At 70.4% G+C, this 25,875-nt stretch carries 22 protein-coding genes and 1 pseudogene; 11 read left to right on the top strand and 12 right to left on the bottom strand.

All coding sequences use genetic code 11. The features are described 5' to 3' along the window. Positions 1 to 192: 192 nt before the first annotated feature. Positions 193 to 579, bottom strand: a complete 387-nt coding sequence (locus AC6CKD_RS07870; protein WP_498326296.1) for a tetratricopeptide repeat protein — start codon at positions 577 to 579, stop codon at positions 193 to 195. A gap of 157 nt (positions 580 to 736) precedes the next feature. On the opposite strand from AC6CKD_RS07870, the gene AC6CKD_RS07865 reads away from it, so the two are divergent. After that, positions 737 to 1,702 carry a pirin family protein gene (locus AC6CKD_RS07865; protein ID WP_498326056.1) on the top strand — a complete coding sequence of 322 codons (966 nt, stop codon included), beginning with the start codon at positions 737 to 739 and terminating at the stop codon, positions 1,700 to 1,702. A 694-nt stretch (positions 1,703 to 2,396) separates the two neighbouring features. Here AC6CKD_RS07865 and AC6CKD_RS07860 read toward each other — a convergent pair. The 5 genes and pseudogenes from AC6CKD_RS07860 to AC6CKD_RS07840 form a co-directional block, all read right to left on the bottom strand. Further along, complete coding sequence (locus AC6CKD_RS07860; protein ID WP_498326054.1) at positions 2,397 to 2,597, bottom strand: hypothetical protein; 201 nt, start codon at positions 2,595 to 2,597, stop codon at positions 2,397 to 2,399. A 348-nt stretch (positions 2,598 to 2,945) separates the two neighbouring features. Then, positions 2,946 to 3,044, bottom strand: a pseudogene (locus AC6CKD_RS07855) (histidine phosphatase family protein); the annotation flags it as partial. A 21-nt stretch (positions 3,045 to 3,065) separates the two neighbouring features. After that, positions 3,066 to 3,896, bottom strand: a complete 831-nt coding sequence (locus AC6CKD_RS07850) for a hypothetical protein (protein WP_498326053.1) — start codon at positions 3,894 to 3,896, stop codon at positions 3,066 to 3,068. Positions 3,897 to 4,028: 132 nt separating this feature from the next. Then, complete coding sequence (locus AC6CKD_RS07845; protein WP_498326051.1) at positions 4,029 to 4,610, bottom strand: DUF5994 family protein; 582 nt, start codon at positions 4,608 to 4,610, stop codon at positions 4,029 to 4,031. 170 nt (positions 4,611 to 4,780) lie between these two features. After that, positions 4,781 to 5,464 carry a CBS domain-containing protein gene (locus tag AC6CKD_RS07840; RefSeq protein ID WP_498326049.1) on the bottom strand — a complete coding sequence of 228 codons (684 nt, stop codon included), beginning with the start codon at positions 5,462 to 5,464 and terminating at the stop codon, positions 4,781 to 4,783. A gap of 230 nt (positions 5,465 to 5,694) precedes the next feature. Here AC6CKD_RS07840 and AC6CKD_RS07835 point away from each other — a divergent pair, with 230 nt between their 5' ends. After that, on the top strand, positions 5,695 to 6,783 hold the full coding sequence (locus AC6CKD_RS07835) for a zinc-dependent alcohol dehydrogenase family protein (RefSeq protein WP_498326047.1): 1,089 nt from the start codon (positions 5,695 to 5,697) through the stop codon (positions 6,781 to 6,783). 291 nt (positions 6,784 to 7,074) lie between these two features. Here AC6CKD_RS07835 and AC6CKD_RS07830 read toward each other — a convergent pair whose 3' ends face one another. Together AC6CKD_RS07830 and AC6CKD_RS07825 are read right to left on the bottom strand one after the other, a co-directional pair. Beyond that, a complete protein-coding gene (locus AC6CKD_RS07830; protein ID WP_498326046.1) occupies positions 7,075 to 7,938 on the bottom strand; it encodes a slipin family protein in 864 nt (287 codons plus the stop codon). Positions 7,939 to 7,949: 11 nt separating this feature from the next. Next, a complete protein-coding gene (locus AC6CKD_RS07825) occupies positions 7,950 to 8,735 on the bottom strand; it encodes a CBS domain-containing protein (RefSeq protein WP_498326045.1) in 786 nt (261 codons plus the stop codon). 271 nt (positions 8,736 to 9,006) lie between these two features. Here AC6CKD_RS07825 and AC6CKD_RS07820 point away from each other — a divergent pair, with 271 nt between their 5' ends. Both AC6CKD_RS07820 and AC6CKD_RS07815 read left to right on the top strand, forming a co-directional pair. Then, positions 9,007 to 9,915, top strand: a complete 909-nt coding sequence (locus AC6CKD_RS07820) for a universal stress protein (protein WP_498326044.1) — start codon at positions 9,007 to 9,009, stop codon at positions 9,913 to 9,915. Between the two features lie 363 nt (positions 9,916 to 10,278). Beyond that, positions 10,279 to 11,994 carry a sensor histidine kinase gene (locus tag AC6CKD_RS07815; protein ID WP_498326043.1) on the top strand — a complete coding sequence of 572 codons (1,716 nt, stop codon included), beginning with the start codon at positions 10,279 to 10,281 and terminating at the stop codon, positions 11,992 to 11,994. A 9-nt stretch (positions 11,995 to 12,003) separates the two neighbouring features. Here the strand turns inward: AC6CKD_RS07815 and AC6CKD_RS07810 are convergent, their stop codons facing one another. The 3 genes from AC6CKD_RS07810 to AC6CKD_RS07800 form a co-directional block, all read right to left on the bottom strand. Next, positions 12,004 to 12,693, bottom strand: a complete 690-nt coding sequence (locus AC6CKD_RS07810) for a response regulator (protein ID WP_498326042.1) — start codon at positions 12,691 to 12,693, stop codon at positions 12,004 to 12,006. Positions 12,694 to 12,736: 43 nt separating this feature from the next. After that, on the bottom strand, positions 12,737 to 13,222 hold the full coding sequence (locus tag AC6CKD_RS07805) for a Crp/Fnr family transcriptional regulator (protein ID WP_498326041.1): 486 nt from the start codon (positions 13,220 to 13,222) through the stop codon (positions 12,737 to 12,739). 115 nt (positions 13,223 to 13,337) lie between these two features. Further along, a complete protein-coding gene (locus tag AC6CKD_RS07800; RefSeq protein WP_498326040.1) occupies positions 13,338 to 15,701 on the bottom strand; it encodes a phosphoketolase family protein in 2,364 nt (787 codons plus the stop codon). Between the two features lie 220 nt (positions 15,702 to 15,921). Between AC6CKD_RS07800 and AC6CKD_RS07795 the strand changes: the two genes are divergently transcribed. The 4 genes from AC6CKD_RS07795 to AC6CKD_RS07780 all read left to right on the top strand — a co-directional run bounded on the left by AC6CKD_RS07795 (position 15,922) and on the right by AC6CKD_RS07780 (position 20,375). Further along, positions 15,922 to 16,266 (top strand): DUF1003 domain-containing protein, encoded by a 345-nt coding sequence (locus AC6CKD_RS07795; RefSeq protein ID WP_498326039.1) that lies wholly within the window; start codon positions 15,922 to 15,924, stop codon positions 16,264 to 16,266. Between the two features lie 280 nt (positions 16,267 to 16,546). After that, positions 16,547 to 17,227: a helix-turn-helix domain-containing protein gene (locus AC6CKD_RS07790; protein WP_498326038.1), complete on the top strand. Its 681-nt coding sequence runs from the start codon at positions 16,547 to 16,549 to the stop codon at positions 17,225 to 17,227. Further along, positions 17,224 to 17,979 (top strand): HAD family hydrolase, encoded by a 756-nt coding sequence (locus AC6CKD_RS07785; protein ID WP_498326037.1) that lies wholly within the window; start codon positions 17,224 to 17,226, stop codon positions 17,977 to 17,979. The genes AC6CKD_RS07790 and AC6CKD_RS07785 overlap by 4 nt, the downstream gene beginning before the upstream one ends. Further along, positions 17,976 to 20,375, top strand: a complete 2,400-nt coding sequence (locus tag AC6CKD_RS07780; protein WP_498326036.1) for a glycoside hydrolase family 65 protein — start codon at positions 17,976 to 17,978, stop codon at positions 20,373 to 20,375. The genes AC6CKD_RS07785 and AC6CKD_RS07780 overlap by 4 nt, the downstream gene beginning before the upstream one ends. A 118-nt stretch (positions 20,376 to 20,493) precedes the next feature. Here the strand turns inward: AC6CKD_RS07780 and AC6CKD_RS07775 are convergent, their stop codons facing one another. After that, the gene (locus AC6CKD_RS07775) at positions 20,494 to 21,117 is read right to left on the bottom strand and encodes a CBS domain-containing protein (RefSeq protein WP_498326035.1); all 624 of its coding nucleotides are present in this window, start codon (positions 21,115 to 21,117) and stop codon (positions 20,494 to 20,496) included. Between the two features lie 272 nt (positions 21,118 to 21,389). Here AC6CKD_RS07775 and AC6CKD_RS07770 point away from each other — a divergent pair, with 272 nt between their 5' ends. From AC6CKD_RS07770 to AC6CKD_RS07760, 3 genes are read left to right on the top strand one after another with little or no spacing between them, the layout of a single operon-like run. Further along, positions 21,390 to 22,292: a universal stress protein gene (locus AC6CKD_RS07770; protein WP_498326033.1), complete on the top strand. Its 903-nt coding sequence runs from the start codon at positions 21,390 to 21,392 to the stop codon at positions 22,290 to 22,292. Continuing rightward, on the top strand, positions 22,292 to 23,158 hold the full coding sequence (locus AC6CKD_RS07765; RefSeq protein ID WP_498326031.1) for a universal stress protein: 867 nt from the start codon (positions 22,292 to 22,294) through the stop codon (positions 23,156 to 23,158). The genes AC6CKD_RS07770 and AC6CKD_RS07765 overlap by 1 nt, the downstream gene beginning before the upstream one ends. Further along, the gene (locus tag AC6CKD_RS07760) at positions 23,158 to 25,767 is read left to right on the top strand and encodes a cation-translocating P-type ATPase (RefSeq protein ID WP_498326030.1); all 2,610 of its coding nucleotides are present in this window, start codon (positions 23,158 to 23,160) and stop codon (positions 25,765 to 25,767) included. The genes AC6CKD_RS07765 and AC6CKD_RS07760 overlap by 1 nt, the downstream gene beginning before the upstream one ends. Positions 25,768 to 25,875: the final 108 nt, after the last annotated feature.

The raw sequence follows: 25,875 nt of genomic DNA, 5'->3' as shown, positions 1-25,875 counted from the left end.
GCCCCCAGGCTAACCGAGGGACCGCCCCGGTCCCGCACGGGCGGGGCCGGGAGAGTGGGCGCCGCGGCACCCGGCCCCGCCGCAGGCCCGGTCCGGACCCGGTACCGCACCGCGCTGCTACGGGTGCGGGACCGCTCCGGGACCGCTGCGGGATCGCTCCGGGACCGCGCCTGCGACCGCTCCGGTACCGCGTTACTCCGGGAAGTCCCCGGCCATCGCGGCGGCGATCCGCAGGTACGGAGCCGCCTCGGCGGGCCGGCCCTGGCGCTCCAGGGTCCGCCCGAGCATCAGCTGCGCGTAGTCCTCCACGGGCCAGCGGTCCAGGACGGCGCGGAGCTCGCGCTCGGCCTTGGAGAGCTGGGCGGAGTGGTAGTAGGCGCGAGCCAGCAGCATCCGGGGAGCCAGCAGCTCGGGGGCCTCGGCCGCCACGCCGTGCAGGACGCGAGCGGCGTTCGCGTACTCCTTCGCCTCGAAGAAGAGCCGGCCGCGGTCCCAGCGCTCGGCGGCGGTCCCGTGCTCCAGGTAGCCCTGCCGCGCGTCGATCGCTCCCGTCCCGCCCGTCACGTCCATCGCGCCCATCACGTCCATCGGATCCCTTCCGCCGCACAGGTGCCGTGCTCTGCCGTGCTCTGCCTTGTTCTGCTCTGCTCGTCGTTCCGTCCGGCTGCTGCAACACGCGGATCCGTACGCACATTCCCATGACCGCGGCGGCGGCGCCGGGGCTAAGTTGTGCGGTATGAGCAATCTCGATCGCCAACCCGCTCTCTCCACCTGCGGCGGCCGCGGGTTCGTCGTCGCCGAGCCGGTGCGCGAGCTCCTGAGCCCGCGCACCGTCAAACTCGGCGAGTCCACCGAGGTCCGCCGGCTCCTGCCGAACCTGGGCCGCCGCATGGTCGGCGCCTGGTGCTTCGTCGACCACTACGGTCCCGACGACATCGCTGACGAGCCCGGTATGGCCGTGGCCCCGCACCCCCACTCGGGGCTCCAGACGGTCAGCTGGCTCCACGAGGGCGAGGTGCTGCACCGCGACAGCGTCGGCAGCCTGGCGACGATCCGCCCGCGCGAGCTCGGCCTGATGACCTCCGGTCGGGGCATCAGCCACTCCGAGGAGAGCCCGCGCCCGCACGCCCGCTTCCTGCACGGCGCGCAGCTGTGGGTGGCCCTCCCGGACGCGCACCGCGACGTGGACCCGCACTTCCAGCACCACGCCGACCTCCCGCAGGTCAGCGCCCCGGGCCTGACGGCGACGGTCATCCTGGGCACCCTGGACTCGGCGACCTCGCCCGGGACCGCGTACAGCCCGATCGTCGGCGCGGACCTGGCCCTGGCGGCGGGCACGGAGACCCGGCTCCCGCTCGACTCGGACTTCGAGTACGCGGTCCTGTCCATGTCGGGCGAAGCCCACGTCGACGGCGTACCGCTCCTCCCGGGCGCGATGCTCTACCTCGGCTGCGGCCGCCGGGACCTCCCCCTCCGCGCGGTCTCGGACGCCGGCCTGATGCTGCTGGGCGGCGAGCCGTTCGAGGAGGAGATCGTGATGTTCTGGAACTGGATCGGACGGTCCCAAGAGGATATCGCGGGCTTCCGCGAGGACTGGATGAAGGGCACCCGCTACGGCGAGGTCAAGGGCTACGATGGCGCTCCGATTCCTGCCCCCGAACTCCCCCCAACTCGGTTGAAGCCTAGGGGAAGAGTGCGCTGAACTGCGTACATGCCGTCCAAGGCGGCCGGACGCGGAGGCTGCCAGTTCGTTCCGCTTCTAGAGGCTTCTTCAGAGCCGACGCCGACTCCGGAAAGGCCTCTTGATCTTGAAGTCGAGTCTCGTGCGAGTCAGGGTGCGGTCAGGTTCGATCGAACAATGCTGACCCTTTGCTGACTCTGCTGACGGGTAGTTAGATATTCGGAAGTGTCGTGCGGAGCGGCTCTCTCCGTCGAGGGTGATCACGTGGAGGGGCTTGGTCGTGGGCCCGCCGGCTGCCACGGACTGCTGAAGGTGAGCCTCTTCCAGGGCCGCAGTGGGCCGTCGGTCTGTAGAGGAGGCCGGCGAGCGGCAGGTCGAGGTGGTCCCCGATCTTGGGGTCCAGGCCAGGTCGGGCTCTGCGTGGCGGCCCACATCGTTTCGATTCAGAGGGTCGGGCGGGAGTCGGCGCGATCTCGGCGGCAGTCTTCTGATCTTGACGTCGAGGCACCTTCGATCTCGCGGAATGAGGCAAGGTCCCTGCCTTCTGGGTAGATCCCCTCCGCGGAAGGCTTCCCGGACAGCGCAGTCCTGGCGTGGAGTCGACGGCTGGTGCAGCTGCGGGCCTCAAGTTCGGCATCGGCGCGACGTGCCAGAGCCCGGCCGGGGTGACTGTGGACCGGCCGGGCTCTGCGTAATGGGACGAGTAGTGCTCTGGTCAGAAGGTCTCGTCGTGCAGGTCCTCTTCGCGCAGCAGATCGTCCTCGCGACCACGTGAAGCCTCGCCCTCGCCCGGCTTCTGGCTCTGCTCACGGGACGGCTTGCCCGGCTGGGGCTGAGCAGGGTCTCCGGGGCGACGGTGCTCCTGCGCCTCGCGTCCCTTGCCCGGCTCCTGATGGTTGTCCTGCGTACGGCCCATGACGGCGACTCCTCTTGATGTGGGGGGAAGGATTCCTCTCGATCACGCTGACACGCAGCGTGACGGTCTGCATCATGTCGACGACGAAGCGAGGCACACGGGTGAGGCCGGTCCCTCGATGTGGCGGCGTCGGAAGGCGGGGCATCCCTTCAGCTCCGAGAACGGACACGATCCTCACCCCCACCTGCTGTCAGGAGCCCGCACCATGCGGGAGCGCACGCTGCGCAAGAATCGCACGGAGGTCACCTTCGTCCTGCCCGCCGACACCTCAGCTGGTCGGTCAGTGTGGTGGCGACGCCAACGACCGGCAGCCCGGTGCCCACGCCCTGCGGCCGCGCGCCGCCAGAGGCCGACGGCCGGGGAGTCGCGGCAGCCGCGCGGGGCGAACGGCCGTTCGTGGTCGTCCGGCAGCGGCCAGGCAGACTTGGCATGCCGCAGGACGACCAGGCGCCGGGGAGTTGCCTGGCGTCATGGCGTCGCCGGGTGCTGGTGCCCCACCTCCCGCGCGAGGTCCAGCCCGAGGATCCGGTCCAGAAAGACGAACGTCTCGAATTTGGCACCGGCCGGCACATCGGCGCGCCCGGCCACACTGCGCAGCATTTCCAGAACGACAGGGACGCCGAGATTGTCAGCCAGCGCGACCTGTGCCTGTCGCAGCACGTCGGCGGGGATCGGCCTGGAGGGCTCCTGCGCCCAGTAGGCCACCTGCTGCCGCCAGCGCCGCAGCGTCCGCCGTGCCTCCGCGAGCCCTGCGCCCGTGACCGTGACCGGCGCGCGGTGGGCGTGCCCGAGCAACAGCATCCTCACAGCCAGCGGATCGGTACCCGCCGGGGCGAACTCGTCCAGCGGACCCGAGGCGAGGAGAGGGGCACCGTCCGGGATCTCCCCGCCCGGGGGTGCCGGGCTGACTCGGCCCACGTCGACCCGGACCCCGCCGACCCCGTCCTGAGCGGCAGCGCCGTACGCGAGAAGGTGCACGTCGGCGGCGGCGCACAGTGTCTCGGACAGCTGGTGTCCACCGACGGTGGCGGGCGGGTGGATGCCGAGAGCGGCCATGGAGTGGTTGAGGGCCTGGCCTTGCTCATGCGGCAGGTCCGGTGTGATGAGGACCGTGAGGGCCTGCAGACCACGCAGCTCCGCCGTACGTGCCAACACGTCACCGACCAGGGGCGTCCGCAGGTCGATCGCGCCGCCCCGGGGGCCGATGGCCGGCAGGTGGACACAGATGCGCAGCAGGTGGCGGTGTCCGGAAGGAATCTCCACCAACCGGCCGGTCCGGGTGTCGGCAATGCTCAGCATGATGCGAAGGCTAGTCCTGAGAACCTCCGGTACCGGGGAGGACCTGAGCGGAACGCTGACGTTCCCGCTGCGCCAGCCTGAGGGAGGCGCAGCGATCCTACTGCCGCTACGGCGACATCCTGCGGACGGGGTTCACCACCAAGCGCCGGCGGACAGCGGTCCGACCGGCAGCCTGGCGAGGGAGCCGATGTCGGATGCGCGCGCCCCGCCTTCGCTCTCCCAGGCGTCTTCCCGGTTCCGGAGGTCGGGGTTTCGGCCGATGGCGGCCTCGGCGGCGATCAATGCGCGGGCGGTCAGGACGCTGCCGGGGACGGCGGCGGCGGCCATCAGGCGGGCCGCGGCGGCGGGTTGGGTCTGGGGCGGGATGACGAGGAGGTCCCAGCGGCCGACGGTGTAGGAGAGCAGGATCAGCTTGTCGGGGTCCTGTTCGGTGAACCAGCCTACGTGCACAGCGTGGTCGGCCACGGAGACCTTGTGTGGGACGACGGGCCAGCGGGTGGGGTTCACGGTGACGCGGGTGATGCGTCCGCAGGGCTCGGCCAAGGCGGCGACGAGGACCGGGAGTTCGGCTGCGAGGTCACGGGAGCGGGGCCACCAGGCACCGTCCAGCTGCCCGGCGAGGGCGGTCTTCGGCGTCAGTACGAGGCGGGCGGGACGAGGAGGCACGGCAGTGGGTGACGCGGGGGGTGTGGCTCGTTCCAGGATGACGGTCATGGTGGAGACCTGTCCCCGGGCTGCCCGCAGTTCGACGGCCCGGCGTATTGATCGCCGGAAATGACACCTGAGCTGCATCCGATGCGCGAAGTACTCCCGGTACCTCCATCCTACTCCGGTGCGGAGATCGAAAGGGTTTCTGACCAGGTGTTTCCGATGAGGCAGAGGGTCTACGCTCCGGCCGTCCGCGCGGCTGATGTGGTCAGGGCGCAGTTGACGTCGACCACGCCTTCCACAGCGCGTGCGAGACGTGCTGCCACCGGAATGAGTGATGCGTCGAGGATCCCGCCGGAGAGGGTGACCACACCGTGGCGGACATCGACCCGCACCCTGTGCTGTGCGAGCGGGAACAGTCGGCGGACCACCTCGCGCCGTATGTCGTCCGCGAGTTCACTGTCCGGGCGCAGGAACACCTTGAGCAGATCGGCGCGGCTGACGATGCCCTGGAGGGTGCCGGCCGGGTCGACGACCAGCAGTCGTCTGATGTGCCGCTCCGCCATCAGCCGTGCCGCCTGGGCCAGGGTGGTGTCGGGCCGAACGGTGACGGCGGGGGTCGTCATCAGGTCCTTGGCCAAGGTCGATCCGGCCTTCAGCGTGTCACCCAGCCGCCGCATCTGCTCGATGAGACCGGGGTCGCGGTCGCGGAACTCCTCCTTCGGAAGCAGATCGGCTTCCGAGACCACACCGATGACCCTGCTCGCGCGCTCGCCCTCGCCCGCGCCTTCGATGACTGGCACTGCCGTCACTTGCCACTGCTTCATGACGGCGACGATCTCCTTGAACTCGGCGAGGGGCGTGACGCTGACGACGGTTCTCGTCATCACGTCGCGGACGAGATGCGGACGGGAGTTCATGGCGCGGGTCCTCAAATGAGAAGGCGAAGGATTCCCCCGGGGTGTCCCGGAGATCGGCGGCCGTCCCCGGGTGCAGGGACCCCGCCATCCACCATCACACGTTCATGGCACGGCCCGGACGGGCCTGTCGGGCCCCGGTGCGGGACCGTCCGGCCCTGTCCGGAAACCGGGCGGCGGGGACAGCCTGAGGTGACCTTGCCGGAGCACGGGAGACATGGAGAGGCGGCGTCATGAAGGCACTCGTTTTCCAGGGACCGGGACGCACCGCGTGGCAGGAGGTGCCGGATCCCGCCCTCAAGGATCCGGCCGACGTGATCGTGCGCGTCGATGCCGTGACCATCTGCGGTACGGATCTGCACATCGTCAAGGGTGACCTGCCGGAAGTGGTGCCCGGCCGGATGCTCGGGCACGAGGCCGTGGGAACGGTGGTGGAGACCGGCGGTGACGTCCGCTCGGTGCGGCCCGGCGACCGGGTCCTGGTCTCCTGCATCTCCTCGTGCGGCCGGTGCCGGTTCTGCCGTGAGAGCCGCTACGGGCAGTGCCGTGGGGGCGGTGGCTGGGTACTCGGCCACACCATTGACGGAACCCAGGCCGAATACGTCCGGGTGCCGTTCGCCGACCTTTCCGTGCACCCGCTGCCGAGCACGGTCGACAGCGACGATGCCGTCCTGCTGGCGGACATCTTCCCCACCGCCTACGAGGTGGGAGTGCTGAACGGCAACGTGCGGCCCGGGGACACCGTCGTCGTCGTCGGCGCCGGACCCGTAGGACTCGCGGCCATCGCTACGGCCCGGCTGTACTCGCCGGCCCGCGTCATCGCCGTCGATCTCGCGCCGTCCCGGCTGGCGGCGGCGCGCGAACTGGGGGCGGACGCGGTCGTGAACGCCGCCGAGGAACCGGAAATGCTCGTGGGCGACCTGACCGACGGTCTCGGCGCGGACGTCGTCATGGAGGCCGTCGGCGTGCCCGAGACCTTCGAGATGTGCACCCGCATGGTCCGCCCCGGCGGCCGGGTCGCGAACATCGGCGTCCACGGCAAGCCGGCGACCCTGCACCTCGAAGACCTGTGGATCAAGGACGTCACCATCACCACCGGCCTAGTGGACACCTGCTCCACGCCGATGCTGCTGCGCATGCTGGCGGCCGGCCGGCTGCCGACCTCGTCGCTGATCACCCATCGTTTCGCGCTGGGACAGATGGAAGAGGCGTACGAGGTCTTCTCCCGTGCCGGTGAGACGGGTGCGCTGAAGGTCGTGCTGGGCGGTCCGCGCCACGACGACCTGGCCGTGTCGAACCCGTCGCGCGTCCAGAAGACGTGACGGCCAGGCCCATGAGCGCACAGTGAGCGCACAGCGGGTACTGGTCGCCTACGGCAGCAAGCGCGGCGCGAGCGCCGGCATCGCGGGGCAACATCACGGACACGACCCCCGGCCTGCTCGCACGGATCCTGGTGCGCCAGGGCCGGGCCGGGGACTTCCGCGATCCCGAGCGGCTCCGCGCCTGGGCCCGTCGGATCGCCGCCGAACTCGCCGCGACCCGCTGAATGCGCCCCACAGCAGACGGCGCCGCCGTGCGGAGAACGACCTCCCCACGGCGGCGCCGACTTTCGGTCAGACGGTCTTGATCGCTCGCGCTCCGTTAGGCGGGGACGGGCTGGGGAGGGGCGTGTTGATCTCCGTCGGCCGCGGTGTCTGGAGCGTCGCCGCCGCGCTCTCGCGGGCGAGGAAGGCGCCGAGTTCGCCGATGGTGCTCATGAGCGGTGCGGGGAAGACCACGGTGGTGTTCTTGTCGACGCCGATCTCCACGAGGCTCTGCAGGTTGCGCAGTTGCAGGGCGAGGGGGTGGGCCATCATGGTGTCGGAGGCGTCGCCGAGTGCGGCGGCGGCCATCGATTCGCCCTCGGCGTTGATGATCTTGGCCCTCTTCTCCCGTTCGGCCTCGGCCTGGCGGGCCATCGCGCGCTTCATGCTGTCGGGCAGCTGGATGTCCTTCAGTTCGACGAGGGTGACTTCGACTCCCCATTCGGCGGTGGTGACATCGAGGATCTCGCGGATGCCCAGGTTGATGCGGTCGGTCTCCGAAAGCGTCTCGTCGAGGGTGTGCTGGCCGACGACCTTGCGCAGGGTGGTCTGGGCGATCTGGTTGATGGCGGCGCCCACGTTCTCGATCGCGATGACCGACTTCACGGCGTCGACGACGCGGAAGTAGGCGACCGCGGAGACGTCGACGCTGACGTTGTCCCGGGTGATGATGCCCTGGGATTGGATGGGCATGGTGACGATCCGCAAGGACACCCGGTGCAGGACGTCCGCGAATGGCACGATGACCCGCAGGCCCGGCTCTCGCGTTCCGATGAGCCGGCCGAACCGGAACAGCACGCCCTGCTCGTACTGCTTGACTATCTTCAGGGCCATGGACAGCCCTATCAGGGCAACCACGGCCATGGCGATCAGCGCGAAGATCAGGACTTCCATGAAGATGCTCCTCACGAAGTGCGGTGGCGGAGCAAGGGGGGAAGACCCGGGTCCGTCTGCAGGGCTCCGTACTGGTGCGACCGGGGACGGGGAGCCTGCCTCGTCTCCATGCTCGCGCGGTGCGGGTGGGGCGGGCAGGGGCCGAACGGTCCACATCCCGCGTCACCGGGGAACGTCTTCGGTGTTGCGGTCCGGCGGAGCGGAGCGGTGCGGGTGCGGGTGTCATTGGAGTGGGCCGTGAGCTGGTCGATGACCGAGACCACACCGTCCAACTGTCCCGCGAGCCGGAGCGCGACGGGAATCTGGCTGCTCCTGGGCAGTCGGCCGTCCAAGGTGACGACCCCGTCCACGACACCCACGCTCACGGCATCGGCACCGATACCCATCGTGTCCGCCAGCACCTCCTCGACGAGCAATCGGCGGATCTCGTGGTCGGGGCGCAGGAACACGCGCAGCAGGTCCCGTCGCGTCACGATGCCGACCAGACGGTCCTCCTCGTCGACGACCGGCAGCCGCGTCACCCCGCGTCGGGTGATGAGGCGGGCGGCCTCGGTGACGGTCTGCTCCGCGTGGATCGTGACGGCCGGCGCGGTCATCACGTCTTGAGCGGTGAGGTGGTCTTGGACCAGGAGATCGGTCCGCGAAATGACACCGACGACGCGCTCGTCCGAGTCCAGGACCGGAACGCCGCTGATCTCGTGTTCGACGAGCAGTGCGGCGACATCCGCGGATGGAGTCCTTCCGAGGACCGAGACGACCTCGTCGGTCATCAGGAAGCCGACCTTGGCGTGCTTCATCTGTGGCCCTCCTGTCGGCTTCGGCCAGCGAGCGCATCTTGCGGGGTGCCCTCACTAGCCACCATCCGCCGCGTCCGTCCGTTCGGCGAGGGCCGAACGGGCCTGTACGGGGACTGACCGGTCCTCGGGTGCGTGCCGCCGAAGACGGTGGCGCGCGGTGGGGTGGGCAAGGGACCTTAGGTCCCTCGCTTGACCCCTGCGGCCCACTCCTCCCGCTGGTCCGGGTGGCACTGTGAAAGCACCCCGACGCTGTTCGACAGAGGAGGAAGCCATGGAAGGCTCCACCCAGCACCGTCCGGACCTCGGCTCGGTCGTCGTCGGTGTCGACGGATCGAGCACCGCGCTGACAGCGGCATTCTGGGCTGCCGCCGAGGCATCTCGACGCAACAGCACCCTTCACGTCTTCCACGCGGCCGACACCGCCGACGGGATCTTCTACCTGTCGGCTCAGATCATCGAACGCGTCCACGTGGAGGGCCGTGACCTGCTGGAGGTCACGGCCGCTGCGGTCTCGGAGCGGTTCCCGACGCTTCACGTCACTACGGAGTACAGCCGCCGGGACCCCGTCTCCGGTCTGCACCGGGTGGGGGCGAAGTACGGCACGACGGTGGTAGGTCACCGCGGGCTGGGCGGATTCGAGTCGCTGATGCTGGGGTCGGTCGGTCTGAGGGTCGCGGCAGGCGCTACGACTCCCGTCATTGTGGTGCGCGGCGGCGAGGACCTTGCCGAGAGCGGCGTGGTGTTGGCCGCGGTTCGGGACGAGCACGACCTCGAATGCGCGCGACGTGCGGCTCGCGAAGCAGAGCTGCGCAAAGCAACGCTGCGCCTGCTGACCGTGTGGAACGTACTCCAGTACGCCGGAACCGTCGTCACCATGCTCGACGACGTCAACGAGTTCGCCGGCCGCCATGCTCGCGGTCTGAAGTCCGTCGTCGACCGCGTACGCGACGAGTTCCCGGCGTTGCCGGTGAACGCCGATGCCGAAAAGGGCGTGTCGGTGGCTTCCGTACTGGTCGAGGCATCCCGCCATGCGGACCTGCTCGTCATGGGAGGGCGGCGATCACCCGGGTACTTCGGGCCCACCCTGGGACGTACGACGCACAGTCTCCTGCACCACTCGCACTGCCCCGTGGAGCTCATTCCGCGGCACGATGAGGAGCGGGGGAGTGACGCGTCATGACGGACATCGCGGAAGGGCGGGACATCGCGGTGGAGAGGCCGCGGTCTGTGCGCGTGGGCGTCACCTGAGACGGAATTGGCGATCGTCCTGCGCGATGGCCACCCGGCATTGGTGCTCTGCGAGACGTCCGGACATGCCCGTATGGTCGGCCTCGGTTCTCGGCCCTGGTCGTGGGCGTGGGCCGACTGCCCCCGGCGGGTGGACGGGCGTCGTGTCCTGGTTCTCAGCCTGACCGGATTCGCTACGGTCAGGCCCCGCCGTGCCCCCTCGCCCGTGGCTCCGATCATGACCGGCCGGCGGGTGAAGGACTAGGCTGGAGGCCGGGCGGGTACGCGGAGCCCTTCGACGCCGCCGGAGGTGTCCATGGCCGGGGACGATCGAGATGCGTCGGCGAGCCGGATTCCGCAGCCGAGGCTGGACGCGCTCCAGGCACAGATCACCGACGCGCGGGATACCCGTGACCGGCTGACGGGCCTGCTGGAGGCGGTCATGTCGCTGGGGCAGGAGCTGGACCTGGCCCAAGTGCTGCGCGGCATCGTGGAGGCCGCAGTGGTCCTCGTGGACGCGGAATACGGCGCGCTGGGCGTGGTGGGGGACGACGAGAAGCTCGCCGAGTTCCTCCCGGTGGGCGTCAGCGACCAGCTCCGGGCGCGGATCGGGGCCCTGCCCACCGGACACGGGCTGCTGGGCGAGCTGATCAGGCACCCGCGGCCCCTGCGCCTGGGAGATCTCTCGGAGCACGGGGCCTCTGCCGGCTTTCCGGAGCACCACCCGCCGATGCGCTCCTTCCTCGGCGTACCGATCCGGGTCCGGGACGAGGTGTTCGGCAATCTCTACCTGACGCAGAAGCGGGGCGGGAAGGGCTTCGACGCGGAGGACGAGGGGGTCTTGTCCACCCTCGCGGTTGCAGCCGGCGTCGCCGTGGACAACGCCCGCCTGTACGAGGAGGTCCGGCTCCGGGAGCGCTGGCTGGCGGCCAGCTCAGACTTCACGAGCGCGCTGCTGTCCGGCTCCTCCGAGATCGAGGTGCTGGAGGGCATGCTGGAGCGGGCCCGGGACATCATCTCGGCCGACATGTGCGTTTTCTACCAGGTGGGGCCCAGTGGCGAGCTGCGCGGCTCGCTGGCCCTGGGCGAGGGTGCCGAAGCGCACCGCGGGATCGTGCTGCCGGGCAGCGAGGGCATCCTGGCCGCCGTCGTCCTGGCCCGGGACGGACTGGTCACCTTGGCCGATGTGGCCACCGACGCCCGGGCCGAGGCGCAGCCGGATACGTGGACGGGCTTCGGGCCGGCCGTCGCCGTCACGGTGGGCACGAGGGTGAAGCTTCGGGGAGTGCTGATGCTGGTACGACGTGCAGGGCGGCCGGCGTTCGCCGCGGCCGAGGTCGCGCCCCTGCCGGGCTTCGCGGGGCAGGCAGCCCTCGCGCTGGAGCTGGCCGACCGACGCCGGGACAGTGAGCAGGTGAGCCTGCTGGCGGACCGCGACCGGATCGCCCGGGATCTGCATGACCTGGCGATCCAGCGGCTCTTCGCGACCGGGATGACCCTGCAGAGCGCCCAGCGCTTCGTGGAGCATCCGGAGGCCTCCGAGCGGCTGAGCCGGTCGATCGACGACCTGGACGAGACGATCAAGATCATCCGTACGACCATCTTCGGACTCCGTGATCACGAGGCGGCGGGCAGCACCCCGAGACTCCGGGTCCGCGCGGTGCGCGCCGTGAGTGAGGCGGCGGCTCCGCTCGGGTTCACGCCCGCCCTGCGCATGGAAGGACTGATCGACACCAATGTGCCGGTGCCGGTCGCCGACGACGTGGTAGCCGTGCTCGGAGAGGCCCTGACCAACGTGGCCCGCCACGCTGGAGCGGAGCGGGCAGAGGTCACTATCGTCCTGGCGGACGGCGTGCTGGCCGTGACGGTGAGTGACGACGGTGTGGGTGTCGCGGAGGGTGGCCGGCGAAGCGGCCTGCGCAACCTCGCGGAGCGCGCCGAGGCCCGAGGGGGAGGGCTGTCCGTCTCGCCGCGCCCGGATGGTGGCGGAACCCGTCTGGACTGGCGGATCCCGATCGGACCTACCTTGTGATTTCGCGCCCTACCGGCCGGTTTCGTCGTGCTCGCGGACCTCGGCGGCGATCACAGCTGCCTGCACGCGGCGTTCGACCCCGAGCTTGGCAAGCAGCCGTGAGATGTGGTTCTTGACCGTCTTCTCGGACAGGAAGAGCCGTTTGCCGATCTGACGGTTGGTGAGGCCCTCGCCGATGAGCTCCAGTACGGCGCGCTCGCGCTCGGAGAGCACCGTCAGCCGCTTGTCCCGGGGCGGCTTCCCGGCTGTCGGGTTCCGGAGGGAGCTCATCAGGCGCGCGGTGGTCGCGGGGTCGAGCATCGACTGGCCCGTCGCCACGGTCCTGATGGCGGCGACCAGGTCGGAGCCTTTGATCTGCTTCAGTACGTACCCGGCCGCGCCCGCCATGATGGCGTCGAGCAGGGCGTCCTCGTCATCGAAGGACGTCAGCATGAGACAGGCGAGGTCCGGCATGCGCGAGCGCAGCTCGCGGCAGACGGTGATGCCGTCGCTGTCCGGTAGCCGTACGTCGAGTACGGCTACGTCGGGCCGCAGGGCGGGCCCCCGGGCCAGGGCCTGGGCAGCCGTTGCCGCCTCGCCCACCACCTGGATGTCGGGCTCGGAGTCCAGCAGGTCGTGCAGTCCGCGCCGGAGGATCTCGTGGTCGTCGAGGAGGAACACCCGGATGGGCGCCGGGGCGGCAGCTGGTGCATCGGACATCCACGCCACACCCTCGGGTCGGATACGTCTGGGAACGATTGTCTCAGATGCGGCTTCCGCTGCCGTGGGGCGCGTACAGGTCGAGGAGCCGGACCCGGGCGGAGACGAGCCGGTGGGCGAGCACCTGCCCCACCCATTGCCACATTGCGGAGGTGAGTGCGGGGTCGGAGTCCATCAGCTCACGCACGGCGGCGGCGTCGAACTCGTCGGTGCGCACCGGCGTCATGGCCTCGGCGCCGAAGTGCCAGGTGTAGGGAGGGAACAGCCAGGACCAGCCGACGAGCTCGCCGGGACCGGCCGTCTCGACCACCGCGGCCTGCCTGCCGGGTACGTGCACGTCCATGCCGACGTTGCCCGACCGGACCACCCAGAACCGGCCGGCGTGCCCGCCCTGGTTGAACACGCGTGCGCCGGCGGGGAAGTCTGCCTCGTGGGCCAGGGCCAGCAGGCTGTCGCGGTGCTCTGGGGAGAAGGCGTGGTCGAAGCGGATGGGGGAGGAGGTGAGCCGGTGGGGGGAAGAGGTGCTCATGGCGGTTCTCCGTTCGGTCCGCCTCCACCCTCCGTCGTTGGCGGCCGGCCCGGGAAGGGCCGTTCGGTACCCTCTCCGACCCGGGCGGCCCACCCGTACCGCCCCGGGTGGACGATCAGTAGGGCCAGGACCAGTCGGCGACCTCCGGCAGGTCGGTTCCGTGGGCGCGGATCCAGTCGTGGTGGCGGATCCGCTGGTCGCACATGCTCTGGCGCAGGGCCGCCGCGCGGCCGGCGAGGCCGGGGACGCGGTCGATGACGTCCATGACGAGCCGGTACCGGTCGAGGTCGTTGCGCACGACCATGTCGAAGGGGGTGGTGGTCGTGCCGGACTCCTTGTAGCCGCGCACGTGCAGGTTCGGATGGCCGGTCCGGCGGTAGGCGAGGCGGTGGATCAGCCACGGATAGCCGTGGTAGGCGAATACCACCGGCCTGTCGGTGGTGAAGAGGGTGTTGTACTCGGTGTCGGTCATGCCGTGCGGGTGTTCCTCGTGGGGCATCAGCCGGGCGATGTCGACGACGTTGACGACCCGGACGGCCAGCGAGGGCAGGTGCTCGCGGAGCAGGGCCGCGGCGGCCAGGACCTCCATGGTGGGTACGTCGCCGGCGCAGCCGAGCACGACGTCCGGCTCGCGGGAGCCGTGGTCGGTCCCCGCCCACTCCCAGACTCCGGCGCCGCGAGCCACGTGCGCGCGGGCCTCTCCGATGGGCAGCCAGTCGAAGCAGGGCTGTTTGCCCGCGACGATCACGTTGACCTGGTCGCTGCTGCGCAGCGCGTGATCGGCCACCGCGAGGAGGGTGTTGGCATCCGGCGGCAGGTAGACCCGTACGACCTCGGGGCTCTTGTTGAGGACGTGGTCGACGAAGCCGGGGTCCTGGTGGGAGAAGCCGTTGCTGTCCTGCCGCCAGACGTGCGAGGTGAGCAGGTAGTTGAGGGAAGCGATGGGCGCTCGCCAGCCCAGCTCGCGGGCGCTCTTCAACCACTTGATGTGCTGGCCGACCATGGAGTCGACGATGTGGGCGAAGGCCTCGTAGGTGGAGAACAGTCCGTGGCGGCCGGTGAGGAGGTACCCCTCCAGCCAGCCCTGGCACACGTGCTCGGAAAGGATCTCCATGACCCGGCCGTCGCGGGACAGGTTCCGGTCCGTGGGCTCCGTCATGCCCTGCCAGGCCTTGCCCGTCACGTCGTACAGGTCGTCGAGGTGGTTGCTCGCCGTCTCGTCCGGCCCGACGACCCGGAAGTCCCGCCGTCCCGCCGTGTCCCTCATGACCTGCGCGAGGTAGCGGCCAAGGACGCGGGTCGGCTCGTGCAGGGTGCTTCCCGGCTTCTCCACGGGCACGGCCCACGCGTCCAGTGCGGGCAGGGGAAGTGAGCGCAGCAGCCGGCCGCCGTTGGCGTACGGGCTCGCGCCCAGGCGGCGCTCACCCTCCGGGACACAGGCCAGGACCCGAGCCGTCGGGCGGCCGTCGGCGTCGAAGAGGTCCTGCGGCCGGTAGGAGCGCATCCAGGTCTCCAGCTGCCTCAGGTGCTCGGGGTTCTCGCGGACCCCGGCCAGGGGTACTTGGTGCGCACGCCAGGTGCCCTCTACGGGTTGCCCGTCGACGGTCGCGGGACCCGTCCAGCCCTTGGGCGTCCGTAGGACGATCATCGGCCAGGGCGCACGCGCAGCGCCCGGATCCGTGCCTGCGGCCCGCGCTTCCCGTTGGATGGCGTGGATGCGGTCGAGTGCTTGGTCCATGGCTCCGGCCATGGCCGGGTGGACGAGGGCGGGGTCACTGCCGGACACGTAGAGGGGCTCGTGCCCGTAACCGCGCAGTAGCGCGTCGAGCTCCGCCTCGGGGATCCGTGACAGCACCGTCGGATTGGCGATCTTGTATCCGTTGAGGTGCAGGATCGGCAGGACGGCGCCGTCGTGGACCGGATCGAGGAACTTGTTCGAGTGCCAGGACGCGGCCAGTGGCCCCGTCTCCGCCTCGCCGTCGCCGATGACGCAGGCCACCAGCAGGCCGGGATGATCGAAGGCGGACCCGTACGCGTGGGCCAGTGAATAGCCGAGCTCGCCGCCCTCGTGGATGGAGCCCGGCGTTTCCGGCGCCACGTGGCTCGGCACTCCGCCGGGGAAGGAGAACTGGCGGAACAGCTTGCGCATCCCGTCCGCGTCCCGGCCGATGTCCGGGTAGGTCTCGGTGTACGTGCCCTCCAGCCAGGAGTTGGCGAGGACGGCCGCCCCGCCGTGGCCGGGTCCCCAGACGCACAGGGCCTCCAGCGAACGCTCCTTGATCACCCGGTTCAGGTGGGTGTGGACGAGGTTCAGGCCGGGGGCGGTGCCCCAGTGGCCGAGCAGCCGCGGCTTGATGTGCTCGGGCCGCAGTGGTTCCGTGAGCAGCGGGTTGTCCATGAGGTAGATCTGGCCGATGGCCAGATAGTTCGCGGCACGCCAGTGTGCGTCCAGCTCCGCGATTCGGTACGTGGCCGTCATGAGCGCTCCTTCGAACCGCAGGCCGGGGCATGCGCGGGTTGAGCCGATGCTTGAACCGTGCTCCCACGGGGCCGGAGGCGGGAAGGGCAGGGGCGGCCCCCACATGGGGCCGGTCGGCCCCTTCTGCGCCGGGGGCGGGGGGTGAACCGAGGGCGAGGCCGAGGCGCGGCACCATCCGGTTGTCGTCGCACACCGCACGAGCCGGGCCGCTGATGCCCAGTTGCACGTCGCTGACGCGGTCACGAAGTTCGCCGGCTCCATGCCGTTCGTCTATCTCCACGCGATCGGCTTCGCCGTCTGGATGTTGTTCGTAGAGGCCGATCCATGGCCGATGCTGACGCTCGTCGTGTCCCTGGAGGCGATCTTCCTGTCGACGTTCGTGATGATCGGCCAGAACCGGCAGGCAGCGTTCCAGCAGGCGAAGGCCGACCACGATTTCTTCGAGCAGGAGCTGGAACTCAAGACCAATACGGAACTGACCCGTGCCATCCACGCGATGACCACGGAGCTTCACCACCGACTGGTTCCCGAAGCGGACAGCGGTAGCGGGCCTCTTGCACCGTGAGGGGGGCGGCAGCGCGCACGATGGCCCCGATCAGGGTTTGAACGGCCGGTCAGCGACCAAGACGGCTTCCCCGGGCGTGGGCACGACCGCGTTCCACCGGCAGGGGAAACCGGCCTCCACCGTCACACCCTCCGAGGAGAGGTCGCACGGGCCCGACAGGCCCCGGTAGGGGACCATCCGGCCCCTGTCCGTGCACCGGTAGTGGGTACAGCCTGAGGTTGGCGGCCGGTGCGTCGCCAAGCTTCTGTACCGGCTACGAACCGCAAGGGGTGTGACGATCATGGGAGAGACCGCAGCAGATGCGTCTCCGGTCAAGGTTCCGGCTGCCCGCGGCGACCTCGGGCGGCGCGTGACCGCCCGCCGCGAAGAGCTGGGACTCACGCGCGAAGAGCTCGGGGAGCGCTGCGGGGCCGCCGCGTCGTACATCGCCTACGTGGAGGAGCGGGCGGCGGCGCCCAGCATGGGCATGCTCGTCGGTCTCGCGGACGGGCTGGGGACCACCGTTGCCGAGCTGACCGGGAGAACGACCGAAAGTCCCCCCGGCATGGGGACCGCGATGCGGGATTCCGAGTCGAGGGAGCTGAGCCGGGCCGAGTGCCTCCGACTGCTCTCCACCCACGGCATCGGCCGGGTCGGGTTCTCCGGCATGGAAGGACTTGCCGTCTTTCCCGTCAACTATGTCGTCGTAGGCGACGAGATCGCGTTCCGCACCGCAGCCGATTCGCGGCTCGCCGAGGCAGCCGGGACCGAGGTCGCCTTCGAGGTGGACCACATCGACGACACGATGCGAGAGGGCTGGAGCGTCATGGCCGTCGGCGAGGTGTCCGGTGTCACGGACGGGGCGCGGGTCAGCCACCTGTTCTCGGTCGCCCGCTCGCTGCCCTGGGCCGGCGGACCCCGCACGCACTGGATGTCCATCACTCCTACCCGGATCAGCGGCCGCCGTGTGGGATCCGGGTGAGCGCCCCGGATGCCGTCGTGTTCGACACCGACGGGGTACTCCTCGACTCGGCCCGGCTGCACGCCGAGGCCTGGAAGACCGCCTTCGACAGCTGTCTGGACGCCTGGGCCCTGTCCGGGAACGGGAGGCAGCCGCCCTTCGACGCGGACCGTGAGTACCGCCAGTGGGTCGACGGGAAGCCCCGGCTGGACGGGGCGAACTCCTTCCTGAACTCCCGTGGCATCGACCTGCCGACCGGCAGTCCCGGCAGTGCACCGGGCGACGACACGGTCTGGGCGGTCGCCGCGCGCAAGGAGGCGGCGTTCGTGCGCACGCTCGAGTCCGGGGCCGTTGAGGCCTTCACCGACGTCGCTCCGGCGCTCGCTCGGCTGCGGGCGCACGGCGTGTACTGCGCGGCCGTATCGGCCTCCCGGCATGCCCGGCCGCTTCTCGGAGCAGCCTCCCTCCTGGGCTACTTCGACACGGTGGTGGACGGCACGGACGCTGCCGAACTGGGACTCGCGGGCAAGCCGGACCCCGCTCTGTTCCTCGAAGCGGCCGTACGGCTCGGAGTGGACCCCGCCCGCTGCGCGGTGGTGGAAGACGCCCTCGCGGGTGTCGCAGCAGGCCGGCGAGGCCATTTCGGCCTCGTCATCGGCCTCGACCGGGCGACGAGCCCCGCCACCGCGGGGGCACTACGGGAACGCGGGGCGGACCTGGTCGCCGCTCAACTCCTCACGGTCGCCGACCTCGTCTGCGGGGCAGGACCGTGACCGCTTCGTGGGCCTGGGAGTACGACCACTACGATCCCAAGACGGAGCGACTCGTCGAAGCGCTGTGCACGCTGGGCAACGGAAGGTTCGCCACGCGCGGCGCGGCCCCCGAGACCCCGGCGGGCCCCGTGCACTATCCCGCCACCTACGCCGCCGGCTGCTCCAACCGGCTCACCTCGCAGGTGGCCGGACAGCAGGTCGACAACGAGGACATGGTCAACCTGCCCAACTGGACGGCGCTGCGGTACCGCTGCATCGCCGACGACGGACTCCCCGGCGACTGGCTGACTCCCGACGACCCCGGCCTGCTCCACTACAAGGTGGTGCTCGACCTGCGCCAGGGGACGCTCACACGGCACATGCTCTTCCAGGATGGCCACGGCCGCCGCCTCGGCGTCACCCACGTCCGCATCGTGCACATGGGGGATCCTTACCTCGCGGCCCAGCGGACCACCCTCCGCGCGTACGGCTGGAGCGGCCTGGTCGAAGTGGAATCACGGCTCGACGCAGACGTGGCCAACGCGGGAGTGGAACGCTACAGCGGGCTCGAAGCCCATCACCTCACGGATCACCGTACGGGCTTCGCACCGCACGGCGTGGCATGGATCACTTGCCGCACCACCTCCTCCCGCGTCGAAATCGGCCTTGCCGTAAGGACGGTCACCCGACCTCGCGCACCCTCCATGACGAGCAGCACGGCAGCCGGGACGGTACAGACGTTCAGACTGCCCATGGCTCCCAGGCGATCCGCCACGGTGGTGAAGACCGCAGCCCTGTACACCTCCTTCGACAGGCCGGCCGGCGAGCTCTTGCCGCGCGCGATCGAACACGCCTCGCGAGCAACCGGATTCCCGGATCTGCTGACGACACAGCAGTCGGCCTGGGAACGGCTCTGGGAGCAAGGCGAATTGAGCGTGGCGGGGGAGACGGGCCGAATCCTGCGCCTCCATGTGTTCCACGTGCTGCAGACGCTCTCCCCGCACACCGCCGATCTGGACGTGGGCGTTCCCGCGAGGGGACTGCACGGGGAGGCTTACCGGGGCCACGTCTTCTGGGACGAACTCTTCGTCCTGCCCTACATCACGCTGCACTTCCCCGAAGTGGCGCGGGCCCTGCTCATGTACCGCCACCGACGGCTGCCGGCCGCCCGCAACGCTGCCCGGCAAGCCGGGCAGAGCGGTGCGATGTTCCCCTGGCAGAGCGGAAGTTCGGGGCAGGAGGAGAGCCAGGCCCTGCACCTCAACCCCCGTTCGGGCCGCTGGCTGCCCGACCACTCGCACCTGCAGCGCCATGTCGGCTCCGCGATAGCCCTGAACGTCTGCCGGTACGGGCGGGCCACCGGGGACACCGGCTTCCTGCACGGCCCCGGCGCTGAACTCCTGTTGGAGATCGCCTGCTTCTGGGCCGGCGCCGCCGTCTACGACGCAGAGCGAAGGCGGTACCGCATCCGCGGTGTGCTGGGCCCGGACGAGTACCACGACGCCTATCCGGGGGCCGCGGAAGCCGGAATCGACGACAACGCCTACACCAACGTGATGGCGGCCTGGGTGATCCAACAGGCACTCGAACTGCTCCACGAGCTGCCCCCAGCGCGCCGGACGGAGCTGACCGAGCGGCTCGCCCTGGACCGTGGCGCCCTGGAACACTGGGAGGAGGTGTCCCGCCGCCTGTACGTCCCGTTCCACCAGGGTGTCATCAGCCAGTTCGAGGGATACGGAGACCTGGCCGAACTGGACTGGGCGGCCTACCGTGCCCGGTACGGCGACGTACGCCGGCTCGACCGGATCCTGGAAGCCGAGGGAGACACGGTAAACCGCTACCAGGCGTCGAAACAGGCCGACGTGATCATGCTCGGCTACCTCTTCCGGCCCGCCGAGCTGTACGGCCTCTTCGCCCGGCTCGGCTATCGGCTCGACGACGCGGTGTGGCGGGCGACCGCCGCGTACTACCTGCCGCGCACCAGCCACGGATCGACGCTCAGCAGCCTCGTCCACGGCTGGGTGCTGGCCCGGCAGAAGGACCCGGACGCCTGGAAGTACTGCGAGGAGGCACTCCTCGGCGACGTCACGGACATCCAGGGCGGCACCACCGGCGAGGGGATTCACCTGGGCGCCATGGCCGGCACCCTCGACCTCGCGGAGCGCGGTGTCACGGGGCTGGAGACCGGCCCCGAAGGCCTGTACGTCGATCCCGTCCCCCTACGGGAGTTGGAGCCCGTCTCCTTCACGCTCTGCCACCGGGGACACCGCGGTGTCCGAGTCCGGCTGCTCCCCGGCAGGTTCGGCATCACCGTGCCGGATTCCCGCCAAGGTCCCCTGGCCCTCATGCTGCCCGGCGAACGGGCCGCCGTGGTGGCGGGCGGAGGCGAGCATTGGTTCCGGCTTCCCGTGGACTAGATCCGCCGCCTCCGCGGCGATCCCCCCCGTGGACGGACGGCCCGAGGGGGCCGAAGGGCATCCGCAGCCGGGGCACCCCGGCACCGCCGCCCTCCGCTGCCGGAGCGTCGCCTCGCTGTCACCAGGTGATGGGGTGCGCTCCGCGCTCCGGCGGGATCAGACGGGAGTCGTCCATGCGGGCGGTGAGCTCGTCCACCACGGCGACGACGCCGTCCAGTCGTGCGGTGAGTCGCAGGGCGAGGGGGATCTGGCTCTGCCGTTCCAGCCGGCCCGCGAGGGTGACGACACCATCCAGGACGTGAACCTCCACCGCCCCGGTGGGAGCCCCGATGCTGTCGGACAGCACGTCCTCGCCCACGTGCCGCCGTATCTCGGCATCGGGGCGCAGGAAGACGCGCAGGAGGTCCCGCCGGGTGACGATGCCGATGAGGCGTCCTCCCTCGTCGGTGACCGGAAGGCGATCCATACCCCGTCGCGTCATGAGCTGTCCGGCCTCCGAGACGCTTTCCTGCGCGCGGACCGTGACAGCGGGAGCCGACATGATGTCCGCGGCCGTCAGGGCCTTGCGGGCGAGCAGATCGCTCTCGGAAACGACGCCGATCACTCGGTCGTCCTCATCCACGACGGGCAGTCCGGTGATGTCGTAGGCGGCGAGGAGCTTGGCGATCTCCCGGAACGTCGTCGATCGATCCACCGAGACGACCTCTGTCGTCATCACCTCGCCGACCTGGGTGTGCTTCACGAGCGGAACCTCCTGTACGTCGTCATGCAGGGGCGCAGTGGGCTGGTGTGCATCACCCGCACCAGCCACCATCCGCCCGGCCGGCATCCGCATCGAGGGCCGAACGGTCCTGTACGAGGGCCGACCGGGTCCGTCCGCGGAGGCTCATGCGGGTACCGGAAGCGGGGAGGGACCAGTCGGCCCTTGTCCTGGCCTCTATGGCCCTCGCCGACCGGGCGTCCCCGATGCCAGCGTGAGCGGCGAAGCACGACGGCCCTCGATCAGGAGAATCCATGGAAGGCATCACTGCCGGTCCGGAACTCGGGACGGTCATCGTCGGCGTCGACGGGTCGGATCCCGCCCGCGGGGCAGCCCTGTGGGCCGCGGCAGAAGCCGCACGACGCGGGGCGACCCTGCACATCGTCCACGCCGCCGACACGGACAGCAGAGCCGTCTACGCATCGGTGGAAACCATCGAACGGGTCCGCGCAGCGGGCCGCGAGCTACTCGATGACACCGCCGCGGCCGTAGCGGATCTCCATCCCGATCTGCACGTCACCACGGAGTTCAGTCGTAGCGCACCCGTACCCAGCCTCCACAGGGCCGCCGGTGTTCACGGCACTGTCGTCGTCGGCAACCGCGGTCTCGGAGGGTTCGCCTCGCTGATGCTCGGCTCCGTCGGGCTCAAGGCCGCCGCGAGTGCCGCCACCCCCCTCGCCGTGGTGCGGGGTACGGACCCGCGGGTCGAGACGGGCAGCGTGCTGGCCGGCGTCCGCGACCAACACGACCTCGACAGCGTCCGGTACGCCGCGCGCGAAGCCGGGCTGCGCAAGGCGTCGCTGCGGCTGCTGCACGTATGGAACCTGCTGGAGTCCGTAGGCAACGTCGTGAGCATGCTCGACGACGTCGAGGAGATCAACGGTCGGCACGCACAGCGTTTGACGGTCATGGCCGGCCTGATCCGCGAGGAGTTCCCGGATCTGACCGTGCACGCCGACCTGGAGAAGAACCTCTCGGTGGCCGGTGTGCTGGCCGAGGCCTCGCAGGACGCGGATCTGCTGGTCGTCGGCGGGAGGCGCTCGCCGGGCTACATCGGCCGCACGCTGGGGCACGTGACCCACAGCCTCCTGCACCACGCGCGGTGTCCCGTGCTGCTCATACCGCGGCACGGCAACGATCAGGGGAGCGAGTCGTGATGGAGAACATGACAGGCCGTGAGATCGTCGTCGGAGTCGACCCGGTCAGGGACTGGCACATGGCGCTGGCCTGGGCCGCCGACGAGGCGCACCGCCGGTCGCTGGGACTGGTTCTCGCACTGGTGGTGCCACCGCAACACGACACCCAGCACGTCGACGGGATCACGCACCGCGTCGACTTGCGGCGGTCCGGATCGCAAACCCTCGAAGCAGCTGCCGCGTGGACGCGCTCGCGTCGCCCGGATCTCGAACTGTCCACCCACCTGCTCGACGGGTTTCCGGCGCCCGTTCTCGGCCGGCTTTCCCTGAAGGCCCCCATGGTGGTGCTCGGCTCGCGACACCTCAGCCGCACCGAGGAGTTCCTCAGCGCCGGTTCCCTGGTGGTGCCCGTTGTCGCGCAGGCGCGCTGCCCGGTCGTGGTCGTCGGTGACGCGGAGCATGTCAGTCAACAGTCGCCGTACATGGTCGCTGCGGTCGACGGCAGCGAGTCGTCGAAGGCGGCGCTGGCCGTGGCCTTCGAGGAAGCGAGCGTACGCGGATGCGCCCTGCGGGCGATCTCGGTGTGGCACCAGCCCTTGCTCTCGTTCCAGGACAAGAACGTCGGTCTGCAGTCACAGCGGCGCATGGTGTCCGAGACGGCCGCCGGCTGGTCGGAGAAGTATCCGGACGTTGCGCTCACCCACGAAGTACTCGCAGGCCACCCGGTCGAGGAGCTGGCGAAGGCGGCCGAACACGCCCTGGCCCTGGTCCTGGGCCGCCGTGGAAACGGGGGCTACACCGGCATGCGGCTCGGCTCCGTCGTCCACGGACTGCTGCACCGGGCACACTGCCCGGTCATCACGGTCCCCGTCGCGCAAGGGACCTGATGTCCGCGCCCACGGCTCACCAGGCACCCGCCGCCCCACGAAAGCCCAGCGGACTCACCGAACGGGAAGCCGCGCGGCGCCTCGTCGAACACGGCCGCAACGAAATCGCCGCCCAGTCACCGACACCCCTGTACGCGCGGGTCCTGGCACAGCTCCGAGACCCCCTGGTCATGGTCCTGATCGGGGCGGTCCTGCTCACGATCGCCATCGGCGACCACGCCGACTCCGTCGTCATCGGCCTGGTGATCCTCTTCAACACCACCGTCGGCGTGACTCAGGAGATCCGCGCCGACAACGCGGTGGCCGCCCTCTCGGCCATGTCAGCCCCGGGAGCACGCGTACTGAGGGAGGGGACGCCACGCGAAGTCCCCGCCACCGACGTCGTACCCGGTGACGTGCTCCTCCTCGGCGAAGGTGACATCGTCGCCGCCGACGCCGATCTCACCGAGGCATCGGCTCTCCTCGTCGACGAGTCCATGCTCACCGGCGAGTCCGTCGCGGTGGACAAGGATCCGGGTACGACCTTGAGCGCCGGAACCGTCGTCGTACGGGGGAGGGGCGTGGCCACCGTGGCGGCGACCGGCGCGGCCAGCGCACTCGGCCGTATCGCCGCCCTCCTCGACGGCGGACGGGAGCCGACCCCGCTGCAACACCGCCTCGCCTCCCTCGGACGGATCCTGGCCGCCGCCACCCTCGGACTCTGCCTGGTCGTCTTCGCTCTCGGCCTCCTGCGGGGGATGCCCGTCGGGATCATGGCAGTGACCGCCATCAGCCTCGCGGTCGCCGCGGTACCGGAATCCCTGCCCGCAGTCGTCACCCTCGCCCTCGCCCTAGGCGCCCGCCGCATGGCCACCCGGCACGCGCTCGTACGCCGCCTTCCCGCCGTGGAGACGCTCGGCTCCGTATCGGTCCTCGCAACGGACAAGACCGGCACCCTCACCGAAGGCCGCATGGTGGTCCAGCACGTCTGGATGCCCCATGCCACGGCCGACCTCTCCGGCGTCGGCTACGAGCCGGAAGGCGACGTCCTGATCGCCGGCCGAGCCCCGACGCCGGCGGAACTGGATCCTCTACGCGAACTGCTGACCGCGGCGGCGCTCTGCAACGACGCCTCGATCCGGCCACCGACGGGACCCGCCCCGCCCGATGACCGCTGGACCGCAATGGGTGATCCCACCGAGGCGGCCCTCCTGACGGCTGCGGCCAAAGCGGGCTGTGCCGATCAGGTCACCCTCCACGAAAGCCACCCGCGTGCCGACGAAGCCCCTTTCGACAGCCTGCGCAAACGCATGACCACCCTGCACACCACGCCCGAGGACCGGGTGCTCGTGTGCTTGAAGGGTGCGCCCGAAGCGATCCTCGACCCCGCCGTCCTCGCCGACCATGCGGACCTGCTCCAGACAGCGGAACAACAGGCCGCGCTGCTCGCCGCCCGGGGCTTCCGCGTCCTCGCCATCGCCTCCGGTACGCGCAACAACCTCCCGAACCCCCCTGCCGACGCCGAGTCCGGCCTCCACCTGCTCGGCCTGGTCGCCATCAGCGACCCGCCCAAGACGGAGGCCGCGGCCACGATCGCCGCCTGCCGGGCCGCGGGCATCACCCCCGTCCTCATCACCGGCGACCACCCCGCCACCGCGCGCGCCGTGGCAACCCAGGTCGGGCTGCTCGCTGCTGGTAGCTCGCGCGAGGATGTGGTCACAGGCGCGGACCTCGCCTCCGGCAAGGTCGTGGACCTCACCGCCGTCAGGGTGTTCGCCCGCACGACTCCGCAGCAGAAGCTGGACATCGTAGAAGCCTGGCGTTCCCACGGCGCCGTCACCGCGATGACCGGCGACGGCGTGAACGACGGACCCGCCCTGCGCCAGGCCGACATCGGCGTCGCGATGGGCGCGCGCGGCACGGAGGTCGCGCGCCAGGCCGCCGACCTCGTGCTCACCGACGACGAACTGTCGACGGTCGTCGCGGCGGTCGAGGAGGGACGCCGCGTCTACGACAACATCCGGCGCTTCCTCGTGTACGGCCTGGCCGGCGGAACGGCCGAGATCCTCGTCATGCTCGCCGGCCCCCTCATCGGCCTTCCCCTGCCCCTGCGGGCCGGACAGATCCTCTGGATCAACCTCCTCACCCACGGCCTCACCGGTGTCGCCATGGGAGCCGAACCCGCCGCACCAGGCGCCATGAACAGACCTCCTCGTCCGACCGGACAGCACATCCTCGGCGCCGGCGCCTGGCAGCGGCTGCTCCTCCTCGCCACCGTGGTCACCGCCTCTTGTCTTGCAGCAGCTCTCCTCGCCCGCGCCTGGAACCTGCCCTGGCAGAGCGTGCTCTTCCTCGCCCTGCTCGCCGCCCAGCTCGGAGTGGTCCTGGGCCTGCGAGCCCGACTGCTGACCAGGGAGAACCTCTTCCTCCCCGTCGCAGTCCTCGCCTCCGCACTCCTCGCAGCAGCAGCGCTCTACCTCCCCGCACTCCGGTCGATCCTGGAGACCGAACCGCTCAACGCGACCGGCATCGGACTGGCAGCGGCCACGGCCCTGACCGGATTCACCGCGGCCCGCTTCGTACGGTCCGCGGTCCACACGCGGCCAAGGACGACGATCTCCCACGGATGAAGCGAAACGGCCTTGGCCAGGGATGCCGACGAACGCGACACCGACGCCTGCCGGAGCCCGCCTTGTCACGAGTGCGGCCGTCCTCCCGTCGCCGTCGTACGCGATCCG

It is taken from the genome of Streptomyces sp. GQ60 (assembly GCF_059758875.1).
This window is presented reverse-complemented; position numbering and strand designations above follow the sequence as displayed.

Excerpts from the sequence above, each read along its gene's own strand:
- AC6CKD_RS07870 (WP_498326296.1), bottom strand. The coding sequence starts at position 579 with ATGGGCGCGATGGACGTGACGGGCGGGACGGGAGCGATCGACGCGCGG.
- AC6CKD_RS07865 (WP_498326056.1), top strand. The coding sequence starts at position 737 with ATGAGCAATCTCGATCGCCAACCCGCTCTCTCCACCTGCGGCGGCCGC.
- AC6CKD_RS07840 (WP_498326049.1), bottom strand. The coding sequence starts at position 5,464 with ATGAACTCCCGTCCGCATCTCGTCCGCGACGTGATGACGAGAACCGTC.
- AC6CKD_RS07825 (WP_498326045.1), bottom strand. The coding sequence starts at position 8,735 with ATGAAGCACGCCAAGGTCGGCTTCCTGATGACCGACGAGGTCGTCTCG.
- AC6CKD_RS07815 (WP_498326043.1), top strand. The coding sequence starts at position 10,279 with ATGGCCGGGGACGATCGAGATGCGTCGGCGAGCCGGATTCCGCAGCCG.
- AC6CKD_RS07850 (WP_498326053.1), bottom strand. The coding sequence starts at position 3,896 with ATGCTGAGCATTGCCGACACCCGGACCGGCCGGTTGGTGGAGATTCCT.
- AC6CKD_RS07810 (WP_498326042.1), bottom strand. The coding sequence starts at position 12,693 with ATGTCCGATGCACCAGCTGCCGCCCCGGCGCCCATCCGGGTGTTCCTC.
- AC6CKD_RS07805 (WP_498326041.1), bottom strand. The coding sequence starts at position 13,222 with ATGAGCACCTCTTCCCCCCACCGGCTCACCTCCTCCCCCATCCGCTTC.
- AC6CKD_RS07770 (WP_498326033.1), top strand. The coding sequence starts at position 21,390 with ATGGAAGGCATCACTGCCGGTCCGGAACTCGGGACGGTCATCGTCGGC.
- AC6CKD_RS07765 (WP_498326031.1), top strand. The coding sequence starts at position 22,292 with ATGGAGAACATGACAGGCCGTGAGATCGTCGTCGGAGTCGACCCGGTC.
- AC6CKD_RS07845 (WP_498326051.1), bottom strand. The coding sequence starts at position 4,610 with ATGACCGTCATCCTGGAACGAGCCACACCCCCCGCGTCACCCACTGCC.
- AC6CKD_RS07800 (WP_498326040.1), bottom strand. The coding sequence starts at position 15,701 with ATGACGGCCACGTACCGAATCGCGGAGCTGGACGCACACTGGCGTGCC.
- AC6CKD_RS07830 (WP_498326046.1), bottom strand. The coding sequence starts at position 7,938 with ATGGAAGTCCTGATCTTCGCGCTGATCGCCATGGCCGTGGTTGCCCTG.
- AC6CKD_RS07835 (WP_498326047.1), top strand. The coding sequence starts at position 5,695 with ATGAAGGCACTCGTTTTCCAGGGACCGGGACGCACCGCGTGGCAGGAG.
- AC6CKD_RS07790 (WP_498326038.1), top strand. The coding sequence starts at position 16,547 with ATGGGAGAGACCGCAGCAGATGCGTCTCCGGTCAAGGTTCCGGCTGCC.
- AC6CKD_RS07820 (WP_498326044.1), top strand. The coding sequence starts at position 9,007 with ATGGAAGGCTCCACCCAGCACCGTCCGGACCTCGGCTCGGTCGTCGTC.
- AC6CKD_RS07760 (WP_498326030.1), top strand. The coding sequence starts at position 23,158 with ATGTCCGCGCCCACGGCTCACCAGGCACCCGCCGCCCCACGAAAGCCC.
- AC6CKD_RS07860 (WP_498326054.1), bottom strand. The coding sequence starts at position 2,597 with ATGGGCCGTACGCAGGACAACCATCAGGAGCCGGGCAAGGGACGCGAG.